Here is a 15,655-nt window from a genome sequence, read left to right as displayed (position 1 = left end):
TAAAAAAGCACGTCCTGCCCCGCAACAGTGACTGGCTGAGGACTGCCGATTCCGGTCAATACCCACTGGATGTCATCGAACCCCTCAAGGCCCAGGCAAAGGCAGACGGTTTGTGGAACCTGTTTTTACCGGAATTGCAGGACCACGAACCCGGCACCGGCATGAGCAATCTTGACTACGCACCGCTGGCAGAAATCATGGGGCGGCTGCCCTGGGCGGCCGAAATTTTCAATTGCAGCGCACCGGACACCGGCAATATGGAGCTGTTGCACCGCTTTGCGACGCCGGAGCAGTATGACCGCTGGCTGATGCCCCTGCTGTCCGGAGAGATCCGCTCCTGCTTTGCCATGAGTGAGCCGGATACCGCCTCATCCGATGCCACCAACATCAGCACCACCATCCGCCGTGATGGCGATGACTATGTCATTGATGGTCGCAAGTGGTTCATCACCGGCGCCAATCACCCCAACTGCCGCTTCGCCATTGTGCTGGGCCGCTGCGATGACAACGGCAACGGCGACGGCAACCGCCACCACCAGCATTCCATGGTGATTGTACCAATGGATTCGCCGGGGCTTGAGGTGGTGCGCAATATTCCCATCATGCAGCATCATTCGCCTGAGGGTCACTGTGAGATCGCCTTCCGCAGTGTGCGGGTGCCGGCAGCCAATCTATTGGGCAAACCCGGCGAGGGCTTTGCCATGGCCCAGGCCCGCCTCGGCCCCGGCCGGGTGCATCATTGCATGCGTGCCATTGGTCAGTGCGAACTGGCACTGGAAATGATGACCGAACGCTCCATGGAGCGCCGCACCTTTGGCAAGTTTCTCAGTGAATTCGAGAACATCCGCGACTGGATCGCCGAGTCACGACTGGAAATTGATGGTGGCGGCACGGCTGCAGACCAGAGTGGTTGACCGTGCCATACAGGTGTTCGGTGCCATGGGCCTGACGCCGGATACACCACTGGCTTATCTGTGGACCTGGGGCCGGGCCATGCGCTTTCTGGATGGCCCTGATGAGGTGCACCTGCGCACGGTAGCCCGCGCCGAACTGGAGCGCGCAAAGGAGAACCGGGGCTCAACGGCGGCCTATTACAACCTTCGCTAAGTCCACCCGACAGACGTTTTACCTGCGTCTGCAGTCTGTCACTTCCGTAAAGTCGATCTATACTCACTCAGGTTAACCAGGGCACCGAAACGGTGCCGGGACGGACCGGGTCGCACTGCAAACGCACTGTTTATGGGCAGAGTAGCCTGCCCTGAATCCCCTGTTCACCGGAAAGCTCACGATGGCCCGGGCTTTGCAGTCCATCAGGGTATCTGACGATGTTCGCCAGGAGAAAGCTGAGCATGCGTATCGAAAAACCCGGAAAGGGTATTTACGACGAAATCTTCGACGAACATGGCGCGGTGCGCCCACCCTGCAAGGCATTGGAAGACTGGCTGCTGAACTCCGATGAACACCTCATTGCGGAGAAGCGCCGGGAAGCCAATGTCCTGTTCCAGCGCCTGGGCATTACCTTCAATGTCTACGGAGAAGACGAGGGCGCCGACCGGCTGATCCCCTTCGATCTGATCCCACGCATTATTTCTGCCGCCGAGTGGCAAAAACTGCAGGCTGGCCTGAGGCAGCGGGTTCAGGCCCTGAATCGTTTTCTGTTTGATATCTATCATGATTTCGACATCATCCGGGCCGGTGTCATTTCCGCTGAGCAGGTCTTTTCCAACGCCCAGTACCAGCCCGGTATGCAGAACCTGAAGCTGCCCCGCAACCTTTATTCCCACATTGCCGGAATCGATCTGATTCGCCACAGCGATGGCGATTACTACGTGCTGGAAGACAACCTCCGTTGTCCCAGCGGCGTTTCCTACATGCTGGAAAACCGCCGCATGATGATGCGCCTGTTTCCGGAGCTGTTTGCCCACAGCGCGGTGGCGCCGGTGGATCATTACCCCGCCATGCTGGGAGAAACCCTGCGGGCGTCCTCCCTGAAGCCCGACCCTGCAGTGGTGGTGCTGACCCCCGGGCGCTTCAACAGTGCCTATTTCGAGCACGCGTTCCTGGCCCGGCAAATGGGGGTGGAGCTGGTGGAAGGCGCCGATCTGTTCATTCGCAACAACCAGGTCTTCATGAAAACCACCTCCGGGCCACAGCAGGTGGACGTGATCTACCGCCGGGTCGACGATGACTTCCTGGATCCCCTCTCGGGCAACCCGGACTCCATGCTCGGCGTGCCCGGGCTCTACGCCGCCTACCGCACCGGCAATGTAGTGCTGGCCAATGCCATGGGCACCGGCGTGGCGGACGACAAGTCGATCTACCCCTACGTGCCGGAAATGATCCGTTTCTATCTGGGCGAGGAACCGATTCTGAAGAACGTGCCTACCTGGCAGTGTCGCAAGAAAGAGGACCTGAGCTACGTCCTCGACAACCTGAAAGACCTGGTGGTGAAGGAAACCCAGGGCGCCGGCGGATACGGCATGCTGATCGGCCCCATGGCCAGCCGCAAGGAGCTGGATCATTTCCGGGCCATGCTCAAGGCAAGACCGGAAAACTACATCGCCCAGCCCACTCTCAGCCTGTCCACCTGCCCTACCTTCGTGGACGAAGGCATCGCCCCGCGACATCTGGATCTGCGACCCTTCGTACTGTCCGGCAAGAAAGTGCAGATGGTGGCCGGAGGGCTGACCCGGGTGGCCCTGAGCAAGGGCTCGCTGGTGGTGAACTCATCCCAGGGTGGCGGTACCAAAGACACCTGGGTGATGGAGAACGATCCATGCTGAGTCGCGCCGCTGCCAGTCTGTTCTGGATGGCCCGTTACCTGGAGCGAGCCGAAAGCCTCGCCCGGTTGCTGGACGTCAGCCTCACCATGGCACTGATTGATGTGCCGGAGGACCGTGAAGAACAGTTATCGGTGCCACTGCTGGTCAGCGGTACCCAGGACCTGTTCTTCGAGCAACACGAAACCCTCAGCCCCCAGAATCTGATCGACTTCCTGCTGTTTGATGAAAGCCATCAGGCCAGCGTCTTCAGCATGTTCCGCAGCGCCCGGGACAACGCGTTGCACGTGCGTGGCAACCTGTCTGCTGATGTCTGGGAGAGCATCAATACCGCCTGGATCGAGATTCGCGAACTGCGTGAGCGGGGTGTCTCGGAATCCAGTGCCAGCCGGGTATTTGACTGGACCCGGGAGCGTTCCCATGTGTTCCGGGGCGCGGTCTACGGCACCATGCTGCGAACGGATGCTTTCCACTTTTTGCGCCTGGGCACCTTCCTTGAGCGCGCCGACAACACCGCCCGCATTCTCGACATCCGCCACCGGATGGCCGACAAGTCCGCCGAGGAGCAGATCACCCAGGCCTTTTTCGAATGGACCGCGTTGCTCCATTCACTGGCGGCTTTCGAGGCCTATCAGACCCTCTACGGCAACAACATTGACCCCCTCAACGTCGCCGAACTGCTGGTGCTGGACCCCGATATCCCACGTTCGCTGCGCGCCTGTATGGAAGAGATTGCCGGCTTGCTGGCGCAGATCGAAGGCAGCCACGGCCGCCGGGCCAAACGGCTGGCATCAAGTCTGTTTGCCAACCTGCGCTATGGAGACCGTGAATATATCGCCGAACGGGGAGTGCACGACTATCTGGTGGATTTCCTCGATCGCATTGAGCGTATCGGACGCCAAATCCAACAGGATTATATGGGCTGGTAATCAATGAAAAAAATTCAGATACGCCACGAAACCATCTATCGCTACGACAGCAAGGTCCGCGACAGCATTCAGTACATCCGGTTACGGCCGAAAAACACCCCCCAGCAGAGGGTGATCGAGTGGAAGCTGACGGTCCCGGGAGACACCAGCGTAATGACCGATGGCTTCGGCAACCCGGTCACGGTGATGACTCTGAACCGGCCGGTCACCGAAATCGTCATTGTCGCCGAGGGTGTGGCAGAGCTCAGCGGCAAACCCCTGTCCCGCAACGACTCACCCTTTCCGCCGGAGGTGTTTCTCCGCCACACCATGCTCACCGCCATGGACGAAGGCCTGAAGGACTTCGCTAGCAATTACTCTGCCAACAAGCGCAGCCTGATCCGGATGATGGGCAAGCTGCGGGAGCTGATACTGTTTGTGCCGGGTGCCACCACCGTGACCCACACCGCCGCCGAGGCCTTCAGCCAGCGTCAGGGTGTCTGTCAGGACCATACCCATGTGTTCATCGCCTGCTGCCGGCACATCGGAGTACCGGTGCGCTATGTCAGCGGGTACGTTCTGGCGGAGGGCCAGGAACTGGCCACCCACGCCTGGGCCGAAGCCTTTCTGGGCCACAACTGGCACACCTTCGATGTGGTCAACACCCTCAACGCCGCCGAAAGCCACATCAAGCTGGCGGTCGGCCTGGACTACCTGGACGCCGCTCCGGTGCGGGGCGTGCGTCGGGGCGGCGGTGACGAGCACATGGAAACCCGGGCCATGGTGACGCCCTTCGGCACTGAGCAGTAACGTCGTCGAAACGACGTCGGTGCTTCAGGATGACTCGGGGGCAGTCCCTCGTTCCTCGGCAAACCGGATATAGAAATCCAGGCTGTCGGGATTGGCCATGGCGTCCGGGTTGGCTACCTGATCCAGTGCCTTGCCCAGCAGCAGTTTACGAATGGGCAGCTCCATTTTCTTGCCGGTCAGGGTGCGCGGAATTTCCGCCACCGGAATGATCTCATTGGGTATATGACGGGCCGACAGATTGTCCCGGATAGCGGCCCGGATGCGGCCCTTGAGATCATCGTTCAGCTCCGCGCCGTCGCGCAGCACAATGAACAACGGCATATAGGATTCCCGCCCCAGGTACTCCAGATCCACCACCAGTGAATCCAGCACCTCCGGCACTTCCTCCACCACCCGATAGATCTCACCCGTACCCATGCGCACGCCCTGGCGATTGATGGTGGTGTCAGAACGACCATAGATGATGGCGCCGCCGCGGGCGGTGATGCGAATCCAGTCACCATGACGCCAGATGCCCGGGTAGGTATCGAAGTAACTGTCGTGGTAACGATGGCCACCTTCATCACCCCAGAAATACAGTGGCATGGAGGGCATCGGTTTGGTCACCACCAGCTCGCCCACATCGTCTTCCACCACCTTGCCGTTATCGTCAAAGGCGTAAACTGCGGTACCCAGCGAGCGGCACTGCATTTCACCAGCGTACACCGGCATGATCGGGCAACAACCCACGTAGGACGCAGCGACGTCAGTGCCGCCGCTGATGGGCGCCACCAGCACGTCATCACCCAGTTCATTCATGATCCATTTGTAGCCTTCGTCCGGCAGTGGTGAGCCGGTGGAGCCAACCGAATGGATGCGGCTGAGATCGCCAAAATCGGTCGGGCGGACTTCGGCCTTTTTACAGTTCAGATAGTAGGCGGCGCCGGCACCGAAGAAGGTGACCTTCGATTCACTGGCAAACTTCCACAGGGTCCCCAGATCCGGATAGCCCGGATTTCCGTCATAGATACAGATGGTACTGCCCAGCAACAGGCCTGAAATCTGGGCGTTCCACATGATCCAGCCGGTGGTGGTGAACCACAGATAGCGATCATCCGGCTGTATGTCCATATGCAGACCCTGGCCCTGCAGCCCTTCCAGCAGAGCGCCGCCGTGACCGTGGACAATAGGCTTGGGCATACCGGTGGTGCCGGAGGAATAGACCACCCACAGCGGGTGATCGAAGGGCAACTGCTCGAAGGTCATGGGGACATCATGGCGCAGCATCTGTTGCCAGGGTGTACAGCCCGCCAGCGTGGCGTTGTCGTTGAGGTAGGGCAGCAGGACCACCTGCTCCAGAGTAGACAGTTCCTCTTTCAGTCCCCGAACCACGTCCAACCGGTCGAAATCCTTGCCGCCATAACGGTAGCCGTCCACCGCAATCATCACTTTCGGATCGATCTGCCGGAAACGGTCAATCACGCTTCGGGTACCCATGTCCGGCGAGCAGCTGGACCAGATGGCCCCGATGCTGGCACAGGCATAGAAGGCAATCGGCGCTTCGGCGATGTTAGGCAGGTAAGCCACTACCCGATCGCCGGGACCCACACCCATCTGCCGCAGACTGTGAGCAAACGAGGCCACCTGCTTTTTCATCTCACCCCAGGACAGCTCCTGCAGCGGGCGGGTTTCCGAACGGGAGATAATGGCCGGCCGCTGCGGTTCATCGTCGTGAAACCGGAAAGCCTGCTCGACCATGTTCAGCCGGGCACCCTCAAACCATTTCGCGCCGGGCATCCGGTAACTGTCGAGAACCCGGGTGTAGGGCGCGGAATGACGGATATCGAAATATTCCCAGAATGCCGCCCAGAAATCCTCAAGCTCATCCACTGACCACTGCCAGAGGGCATTGTAATCACTGAACGAAAGTCCCTTGTTGCTGGCCAGCCATTGCATGAAATGGTGCATACGGCTGCGTTCAATGCGCTGCTGATCCGGCTGCCAGAGCAGTTCCGGGGATTGGTCTGTCATGGTTGTCTCCTTTCTGGAATTATTATTGATCTGGATTTATCGTCGGAAGCCGCGAGTCGCTCTGCGAAACGGGGACCGATCCCGGACTTTTTCGCTACCAGGGATACCAAAAAATCCTGATGCCGTTAGAGTAAAGAAACAGTAAATCGGGATTTACCGGTTGAACTGGTTGACTATTTCATCTATACCTGTAGCCGGACAGTAAGCCTAACTGTCTGAAAATTCATATTTTGAAACCGAGTTTCATAGAAAAATATAATGAGCTCCAGAATTGAATCGAACAAGCGCTCGCTATACAGTCTGGAACTCTAACGAACAAATACAAAAAGTCCACTGCCGTGGTGGTAGTGGGAAACAGGAGAACACCATGACAAGAAACAAAAAGACCGGCGTCTTCACCGGCACCATGATTGGCCTCTCCATGGCTATATCTTCGCTCTCTTACGCAGACAACCACCCGATCAAGATCGCCTACATCGAGCCGCTGTCCGGCCCGTTTGCAAACGTGGGTGACGCTGGTCTGAAGCACTTCCGCTTCGCCGCAGAAAAACTGAATGCCGAAGGCGGCATCATGGGTCGCCAGGTCGAAATCGTGGCCATGGACAACAAGCAGAGCCCATCCGAGTCGGTGCAGCTGGTTCAGCGCGCAATCGACGATGGCATCCCGTTCGTGACCCAGGGTAACGGCTCCAACGTGGCAGGCGCCATGGTTGAAGCAGTTGATCGTAACAACCGTCGGAACGCCGACAACAAGGTCATCTACCTCAACTACGCTGCGGTAGATCCGGCTCTCACCAACGAGCGCTGCAGCTTCTACCACTTCCGTTTCGATGCGGCATCCGACATCAAACTGGAAGCACTTTCCAACTACATGGCAACCCGTGACGACATCAACAAGGTATACCTGATCAACCAGGATTACTCCCACGGCCAGTTCATCTCCCAGCGCATGAAAGAGCTGGTCGGTGAAAAAATGCCAAACGCAGAGATCGTCGGTGACGTTCTGCACCCGATCGCTCAGGTCCGTGACTTTTCACCGTACATCGCCCGTATCCAGCAATCTGGTGCGGACACTGTAGTCAGTGGTAACTGGGGTAACGACCTGTCACTGATGATCCGTGCCGCTGAAAGCGCGGGCCTCGACGTCAACTTCTACACCTATTACGGTGGTGGCCTGGGTACTCCGGCCGCGGTTGGACCTCGTGGTCAGGATCGTCTGCATCAGATCACCGAGTGGCACGCCGACGTAAACGTGGACGAAGGCCTTGAGGACTACGAAAAGTGGTTCCAGGAGTTCAAGTCCCGCTACCCGGAAATCGACTGGTACTATCACCGCATCTACAACCAGATGTACATGCTGAAAGCAGCTATCGAAGAGGCCGGTACTACCGAGTCTGATGCTGTAGCCGCTGCTCTGGAAGGTATGGAGTTCCAATCACCCACCGGTACCGTGACCATGCGCGCAGACGATCACCAGATCCTGCAGCCCATGTACATTTCCGTAATGGATGAGAACGCCAAGTACGACGCGGATAACTCTGGCGTTGGCTTCCGCACCATCGCCAACATCCCTGTTGAGCAGGCAACTGTTGCAACCTCCTGTGACATGAAACGTCCGTAGTCCGGGCTGATCTCCGGCGGCGCAAAGCCGCCGGAGTTTTTTCATAAAAATAACCAGGAATTCGTCTCCTCATGCTCCAAACCATCGCATTTTCAATCTTGGATGGCGTGCTCTACGGCATGCTGCTGTTCATGATGTCCAGCGGTCTGACACTCATCTTCGGAATGATGGGAGTGCTGAACTTCGCTCATGCCAGCTTTTACATGCTGGGTGCTTATTTCGCGTACACCATTGGCCTGGCAACCGGCTTCTGGGCTGCGCTGTTCCTGGCTCCGATTCTGGTCGGTGCTGTGGGTGCCGCCGTTGAACGTTACGGGCTGCGCCGCGTACACGCATACGGTCACGTACCCGAACTGCTGTTCACTTTCGGTCTCGCTTATGTCATAGAAGAACTGGTCGCCCTGTTCTGGGGTACTGTACCGGTCGCCTACCGTATGCCGGAACTGCTCAGCGCCACAGCCTTTACACTGTTTGAACTGGATTACTCGAGATTCAAGGTCTTTATTCTCCTGATTTCCGTGGTCATGTTTGGCGGCCTCTGGTTGCTGCTGAAGAAGACCCGTGCCGGTCTTGTTATTCAGGGCTCCCTGTCCCGTCCGGACATGGTGGGTGCACTGGGTCACAATGTTCCTCGCGTTTTCATGATGGTCTTTGCATTCGGTTGTGCGCTGGCCGGTCTTGGCGGCGTTGTCGGTGGCATCCACTTTGTTACAGATCCCGGCATGGCCTTCATGATGGGGCCCATCGTGTTCGTTGTTGTAGTACTTGGCGGTCTCGGTTCTGTACCCGGTGCCCTGATCGCGTCCCTGCTGATCGGCGTGCTGCAGACATTCTTCCTGTCCGTTAATTTCTCCCTGGCCGGCACCATCGGCACCCTGGGAATCGAGAACAGTGGCTTCTTCGGCGTACTCTGGCACATGGAAGCCATGCGTCTGGCGCCCGTTCTGCCCTTCCTGCTGCTGGTTCTGACACTGATCATCAGACCGCGCGGCATTCTCGGGAAGCGTGAAGCATGACAACAACAACGCAACAGGAATCAAAGGCTATGGCTACCAATTCTGCGGCAGGTAAGGGCAACCTGCTCAAGTTCTGGCCCTGGGTGGTGATCCCGCTGGTGGCAATCTTGCTGCCCCTGATTTTCACCTCAGGCCATGCGATCAATCTGCTCAACCACATCGGCGTCGCGATCATTTTTGCGCTTGCCTACAACATGCTGCTGGGTAACACCGGTCTGCTGTCCTTCGGCCACGCCGTCTATTTTGGTCTGGGCGGCTATGTCACCATGCATGCGCTGCGGGCCATCAACGATGCCGGCGGACAGGGCCTGCCCCTGGAACTGGTGCCACTGGTGGGCGCATTCGCAGGGCTTGGTTTCGGTATCATCTTCGGGGCGGTCTCCACCCGTCGCGCCGGTACCGTGTTCGCCATGATCACCCTGGGTGTTGGTGCACTGGTGCATTCCAGCTCACTGATGTTTACCGATTTCTTCGGTGGTGAAGCCGGCCTGTTCGGCTACCGTGACGAAGCGCCGACGCTGCTGGGCGTGGATTATGCCTCCAGCACGGCCGTCTACTACCTGGTTCTGGCCTGGACGCTGATTGCGGCTATTGCGATCTACCTGCTGAGAAAGACACCTTTGGGCTGGATGGCCAATGCGGTCCGTGACAATCCTGAGCGGGCACAATTTGTGGGTTATAACCCGCAGATGGTGCGCTTCATCCAGTTTTCACTGTCTGCATTCTTTGCGGGTCTGGCCGGCGGCCTGCTGGTCATCACTGACGAAATCATCAACGACGAGGCGGTTGGTCAGATCCAGTCAGGTATCGTACTGCTGGGTACCTTTATTGGCGGTATCGGTTACTTCATTGGCCCCATCGTGGGCGCCTCTCTGGTGACCTGGCTGGAAGCGTCCCTGTCGGCTTATACCGAGGCCTGGGTACTCTACTTCGGCCTGCTGTTTATCGGTATCGTACTGTTCGCACCCATGGGTATCGTCGGTATTATTCACCTGCAGTGGGTGGGCTTCCGGACCGGCGCCTGGAAAGGTAATGGACTGATTCGCCTTTACACGCTTATTACCGGTCTGGTCGGCATGTTCGGCCTGGTCTGCCTGATCGAGTTGTCCTATCACTACTTCCGTAGCTGGGATCCAAGCGCACCCTTCAACCTGATGGGCTTCACGGTGGATACCACCAGTGCCACCCCTTGGGTTGTATCGTTTGCGATCATTATCATCGGCTTTGGCCTGATGTTGTTCCACGCCAAGCCGATGCTGGCCGCGCGGATTGCCAGTAAGTCCAAGGGAGGTAAGTGATGACTGCCCGTAGCGTACTCGAGCTGAAAAACGTCAAGAAAAACTTTGGCAAGGCTGAAATCATCCGTGGTGCCAACCTGGACATCCACGAACATGAGCGTCATGTCATCATCGGACCCAACGGCGCTGGCAAGTCGACCCTGTTCCACCTGATCAGCGGCCGGTTCAATATTTCCGGTGGCGAGATCAAACTGTTCGGCGAAAACATCCACAACCTGCCGGCCCACAAGATCAACCGCAAGGGTCTGAGTCGCAGTTTCCAGGTGACCAACCTGTTCCAGAACATGACGGTCATGCAGAATCTGCGCTGCTCCCTGCTCTGGTCTGAAGGCCACAAATATTCCTTCTGGAAAAGCGTATTGGGGCAAAAAGCCGTCACTGCAAGGGCCGAAGAGCTGCTTGAGCAGCTTAACCTCACAGCCCAGGCGAATACCCAGGCCTCACTGCTCACCTACGCTGAGCAGCGGGCTCTGGAAATAGGCTGCACCATTGCCTCTGGCGCCAAAGTCATCCTGCTGGATGAGCCTACCGCCGGGATGAGCCGAACCGAGGCGAACGACGTGGTTGAACTGATCAACAAGATGACCGGGGAAAACACCCTGATTCTGGTTGAGCACGATCTAAACGTGGTGTTCGGAATTGCGGACCGTATCTCCGTGCTGGTTTATGGCGAAATTATTGCCACCGGTACGCCTGAGGAAATACGCAATAACAAGGCTGTTCAGGAAGCCTATCTCGGTACGGAGGTCCACTGATGCTGAAAATTAAGGACTTGCACGCGTTTTACGGAAAAAGCCACGTACTCCGTGGTGTCAATATGGAAGTCAACCGTGGCGAAATCGTCAGCCTGCTGGGTCGTAACGGGGTAGGTCGCTCTACCCTGTGCAAGGCGGTCATGGGACTGGTTGCGCCAGTCGGCCAAGTAGAGTTTGATGGCAAGCCGCTTCATGGTCTTCCATCTCACGACATTGCTCACGCAGGTATTGGCTACGTGCCGGAAGACCGGGCCATTTTCCCGGGCCTGAGCGTCGCCCAGAATCTGGAACTGGGCATGAAGAAGAAGGGCCAGACCGGTGAGCAATGGACACTGGATGCCGTCTACAAGCGCTTCCCCAGGCTCAAGGAGCGGGAACATACACCGGCGGAAGTACTGTCCGGTGGTGAGCAGCAGATGCTGAGTATGTTCCGTGCCCTGATGGGAGACCCCCAGTGTATTCTGGTGGACGAACCCACTGAAGGTCTGGCACCAAAAATAGTGGCTGACGTTGCGGCCATTCTGCAGGAAATTGCTCAGGCCGGTATTGCTGTGCTTCTGGTAGAACAGAAACTCAGTATTGCGCTGGACATCGCAGACCGGATCTACGTCATGGGCGAAGGCAACATCGTTTTTGAAGGTACTCCGGACGATCTGCGCAATAACCCTGAAATCCGTAAAGAATGGCTCGAAGTCTAGGCCACGGTTGGACCGGGGCACCCTGCCCCGGTCCTGCTGTCCCGGAGAATATTAATGGCAACACTGCTTAACGATCGTGATATTGCATTTCAACTCTACGAAGTACTGAACACCGAAGCCCTTCTGGAACGACCGCGCTACGCCGACCACGACCGGGGCATTTTCGACGCCACCCTTAACACTGCCCGTGATCTGGCTGCCGAATACTTCGAACCCCATAACCAGAAAGGCGATGCCAACGAACCCACCTTCGATGGCAAGACCGTTACCCTGATACCTGAAACCCAACCCGCCTGGAACGCCTTTGCGGAGGCCGGTTTTCTGGCATCTCACCACGATTTCGATGACGGCGGCTCCCAGCTGCCGGAAGTGGTGCTGCGGGCCAGCATGTCCTATTTCAATGCGGCCAACGTTTCCAGCACCGCCTATTCCTTTCTTACCATTGGCGCCGCCAACCTTCTGAAAAGCTTTGGCAGCGATGAATTGAAAGCCCGCTACCTGCCCTCCATGCTGGATGGCCGCTACAGCGGCACCATGGCCCTGACCGAGCCCGGCCAGGGCTCCGCCCTCGGTGATCTGCACACCCAGGCCAAGCCCGCCGACGATGGCAGCTATCGCCTGTTCGGCAACAAAATGTACATTTCCGGCGGCGACCACGAACTGACCGACAACATCGTTCACATGGTTCTTGCCCGCATCGAGGGCGCTCCTGCCGGCGTCCGTGGCATTTCCCTGTTTCTGGTTCCGAAATTCCTGGTAAATGAAGACGGCAGCAAGGGTGAGCGCAACGATGTTGTTCTGGCCGGACTTCTGCACAAACTGGGCTACCGTAACACCACCTCTACCGTGCTCAACTTCGGTGAAAAAGGGGGTGCAGTAGGCTATCTGGTAGGTGAGGCCAACAAGGGCCTCGGTTACATGTTCCAGATGATGAACGAAGCGCGCATCGGTGTTGGCCTGGGTGCGGCAGTCATCGGTTACCAGAGCTACCTGCACGCCCTGGAATACGCGCGCCAGCGCCCCCAGGGTCGCCTGCCCGGCAACAAGAGCCCGGATGCCCCTCAGGTCAATATCGTCCAGCATCCGGACGTACGCCGCATGTTGCTGACCCAGAAGGCCTATGTGGAAGGCAGCCTGGCCCTGTGTCTGTACGCCAGCACCCTGGTGGAAGATGCTCACACGGCACCGGATCCTGACGAGCGCAAGGCAGCCGGTGAGCTGCTCGACCTGATCACCCCGATGGTCAAATCCTGGCCCTCGAAGTACGGTGTGATTGCTTCAGATCTCGGCATCCAGATTCTCGGCGGCGCCGGTTACACCCGGGACTATATTCTCGAGCAACTCTACCGCGACAACCGCCTGAACCCGATTCACGAGGGTACTGAAGGTATCCAGGGCATCGACCTGCTGGGCCGCAAGCTCGGCCCGAAAGGTGGCGACGGCTACAACGAATTCCTGCGCCGCATCCGGGTCACTCTCGATGAAGCGGCGGCACTGGATACCAGCTCCGGCTTTGGCAGTCAGTTAACGCAAGCACTGACGGCACTGGAAACGGTAACCTCCGATCTGCAGCAGCAACTGGCCGCAGATCCGGACCACGGTTTGTCCAATGCCACCATGTACCTGGATATGTTTGGTAAGGTGCTTGTAGGCTGGGTCTGGCTGCGTCAGGCCATGGTAGCCGAGCGTGCGCTGGCGGCCGGTGCCACTGGCAGCGAGGCGGATTTCTACCAGGGCAAGATCCACGCAGCCCGTTACTTCATGGACTGGGAACTGGCACCACTGGAGGGCTACGCCCGCCTGCTGAGCGCCGGCAACCGGGACAATCTGGATATGCAGAACGACTGGTTCTGATTTTTTTTCGAGTTTGCCTGCCGGAGTCAGGAACTATTTGACTGCTGAGGCTACCCGGGAATTCGAAACGAGTGGGCGGGGATGACTTTCCGGGACCGTCGAAAAGAGGGACCTTTTCGACGAGCCTCCATGGATGGATTCACGGTGTGTCCCGGAAAGTCATACCCGCCTGCTCGTCTCCCCATAATTCGAACGTCAATCTCCAAACGCTATCACTGGAGCATCTTGTAATGTCCACCAGCCCCCAAGACCACTACACCCCCGAACAACTGAAAGCCCTGGAACACGTCAAACAGGCCGAGCAGGAAGCCAGCAATATTCCCGGCATCAGCCCCGACATCACACTGCGCCCCATCAACAAGGTAGCGGTTATCGGGGCCGGCACCATGGGCGGCGGTATCGCCATGAACTACGTCAACGCCGGTATCCCGGTGGTGATGCTGGAACTGAAACAGGAAGCCCTCGACAAGGGTATGGATATAATTCGCAAGAACTACCAGCGCACCGTCAGCAAGGGCAGACTCAGCCAGGAAGACATGGACAAGCGCATGGCCATGCTGTCCGGTACCCTGCACTATGAGGACCTGGGCGATGTTGATCTGGTGATCGAGGCGGTGTTCGAGAGCATGAACGTCAAGCGCCAGGTGTTTGGCACTCTCGACAAAGTCTGCAAGCCCGGCGCCATTCTCGCCTCCAACACCTCGACTCTGGATGTGGATGAAATTGCAGCGGCAACCAGCCGGCCCCAGGACGTTATCGGCCTGCACTTCTTCAGTCCCGCCAATGTCATGAAGCTGCTGGAAATTGTCCGTGGCGAGAAGACAGCCGACGACGTGCTGGCAACCAGCCTCGATATGGCCAAAACCATCAACAAGATCGCGGTGGTATCCGGTGTCTGCTTCGGGTTCATCGGTAACCGCATGCTGGAACCCTACGCCCGGGAAGCCCACCGCCTGGTGCTCGAAGGCGCCACACCGGCCCAGATCGACGGCGTCATGAACGCTACCGGCCTGGCCATGGGGGTGCTGTCCATGTACGACCTGGCCGGTATCGATGTGGGCTTCATGGTGCGGGAGTCCCGTCGTGACGTTATCGGCAAGGACCCGGGTTACTGCAAACTGGCCGATGAGCTCTATCATCTCGGTCGCTACGGCCAGAAAACCGGACGCGGTTTCTACATCTACGAGGACCGGGAAAAGAAAGAAGACCCGGAAGTCACCGAACTGGCTGCGAAAATTTCTGCAGATCTGGGCATCGAGCGCCGGGAAATCAGCAACGAAGAAATCCACGACCGCTGCCTGTACATGCTGATTAACGAAGGTATCCAGATTCTCGACGAGGGCATTGCCCTGCGCAGCGGCGATATGGACCTGGTATGGATCAACGGCTACGGCTTTCCCGCCTGGCTCGGTGGCCCCATGCACTACGCTGAGCAGATCGGTCTGGAAAAAATCCTGACCACCATCCGTCACTATCGCGATACCCTGGGTGATTACGGCAAGATGTGGTTTGAACCAGCCCCTCTGCTGGAAAAATTAGTTGCGGAAGGCAAATCAAAAATTGAAAAAATCTGATTCATAGCACTCTGATTCATAGCACAGCGGGGCGAATGGCACGAAGTCCGATCGGACTTCCGGTGGGGATGTTTCCGTAGCAGGGCCATGGATGGCCCGGTGCAAGGTCGGTCCAGGGAAGGACCGTGAATTGCAGCGGAGGAAACATCCCCACCGGGAGGCCAGGCACAAACTTTAAGGCCAGTCTGCAGCGATTCGCATATCCGACATGAATTGCAGTTCGAGCCGCGGCTCGTTAAACCGAAAATCGGGCGATACCCGAAAATCCGCCGCTCACCCGGTGGGGATGCTTTCTCCACCGCAATTCACGGCCCATCCCTGGGCCGGCCTT

The 15,655-nt window shown here is 57.9% G+C and carries 10 protein-coding genes and 2 pseudogenes; 11 read left to right on the top strand and 1 reads right to left on the bottom strand.

All coding sequences use genetic code 11. From position 1 onward, the window contains the following. Positions 1–14: 14 nt before the first annotated feature. From AAC035_RS09110 to AAC035_RS09095, 4 genes and pseudogenes are all read left to right on the top strand, one after another. Positions 15–1,107: pseudogene (locus AAC035_RS09110) on the top strand (acyl-CoA dehydrogenase family protein). 242 nt (positions 1,108–1,349) lie between these two features. Beyond that, complete coding sequence (locus tag AAC035_RS09105) at positions 1,350–2,783, top strand: circularly permuted type 2 ATP-grasp protein (RefSeq protein WP_339802856.1); 1,434 nt, start codon at positions 1,350–1,352, stop codon at positions 2,781–2,783. Then, positions 2,777–3,709, top strand: coding sequence for an alpha-E domain-containing protein (locus AAC035_RS09100; protein ID WP_339802853.1), 933 nt, complete (start codon positions 2,777–2,779; stop codon positions 3,707–3,709). The genes AAC035_RS09105 and AAC035_RS09100 overlap by 7 nt, the downstream gene beginning before the upstream one ends. Before the next feature lie 3 nt (positions 3,710–3,712). Beyond that, positions 3,713–4,498: a transglutaminase family protein gene (locus AAC035_RS09095; protein WP_339802850.1), complete on the top strand. Its 786-nt coding sequence runs from the start codon at positions 3,713–3,715 to the stop codon at positions 4,496–4,498. 24 nt (positions 4,499–4,522) lie between these two features. Here AAC035_RS09095 and AAC035_RS09090 read toward each other — a convergent pair whose 3' ends face one another. Then, positions 4,523–6,508 (bottom strand): acetoacetate--CoA ligase, encoded by a 1,986-nt coding sequence (locus AAC035_RS09090; RefSeq protein WP_339802847.1) that lies wholly within the window; start codon positions 6,506–6,508, stop codon positions 4,523–4,525. A gap of 367 nt (positions 6,509–6,875) precedes the next feature. On the opposite strand from AAC035_RS09090, the gene AAC035_RS09085 reads away from it, so the two are divergent. The 7 genes and pseudogenes from AAC035_RS09085 to AAC035_RS09055 form a co-directional block, all read left to right on the top strand. After that, positions 6,876–8,129 (top strand): branched-chain amino acid ABC transporter substrate-binding protein, encoded by a 1,254-nt coding sequence (locus AAC035_RS09085; protein WP_339802844.1) that lies wholly within the window; start codon positions 6,876–6,878, stop codon positions 8,127–8,129. A 71-nt stretch (positions 8,130–8,200) separates the two neighbouring features. After that, a complete protein-coding gene (locus AAC035_RS09080) occupies positions 8,201–9,145 on the top strand; it encodes a branched-chain amino acid ABC transporter permease (RefSeq protein ID WP_339802841.1) in 945 nt (314 codons plus the stop codon). Positions 9,146–9,174: 29 nt separating this feature from the next. Next, positions 9,175–10,443: a branched-chain amino acid ABC transporter permease gene (locus tag AAC035_RS09075; RefSeq protein WP_339802838.1), complete on the top strand. Its 1,269-nt coding sequence runs from the start codon at positions 9,175–9,177 to the stop codon at positions 10,441–10,443. Continuing rightward, complete coding sequence (locus AAC035_RS09070) at positions 10,443–11,198, top strand: ABC transporter ATP-binding protein (RefSeq protein ID WP_339802834.1); 756 nt, start codon at positions 10,443–10,445, stop codon at positions 11,196–11,198. Before AAC035_RS09075 ends, AAC035_RS09070 begins: the two co-directional genes overlap by 1 nt. Beyond that, on the top strand, positions 11,198–11,896 hold the full coding sequence (locus tag AAC035_RS09065; RefSeq protein ID WP_339802832.1) for an ABC transporter ATP-binding protein: 699 nt from the start codon (positions 11,198–11,200) through the stop codon (positions 11,894–11,896). The genes AAC035_RS09070 and AAC035_RS09065 overlap by 1 nt, the downstream gene beginning before the upstream one ends. Before the next feature lie 54 nt (positions 11,897–11,950). After that, a complete protein-coding gene (locus AAC035_RS09060) occupies positions 11,951–13,750 on the top strand; it encodes an acyl-CoA dehydrogenase (protein WP_339802828.1) in 1,800 nt (599 codons plus the stop codon). A 275-nt stretch (positions 13,751–14,025) separates the two neighbouring features. Continuing rightward, positions 14,026–15,324, top strand: a pseudogene (locus AAC035_RS09055) (3-hydroxyacyl-CoA dehydrogenase NAD-binding domain-containing protein); the annotation flags it as partial. Positions 15,325–15,655: the final 331 nt, after the last annotated feature.

Source organism: uncultured Marinobacter sp. (assembly GCF_963974375.1).
Lineage (GTDB): Bacteria > Pseudomonadota > Gammaproteobacteria > Pseudomonadales > Oleiphilaceae > Marinobacter.
The sequence above is the reverse complement of the archived record's forward strand: the minus strand, read 5'-3'. Positions and strand labels throughout refer to the sequence as shown.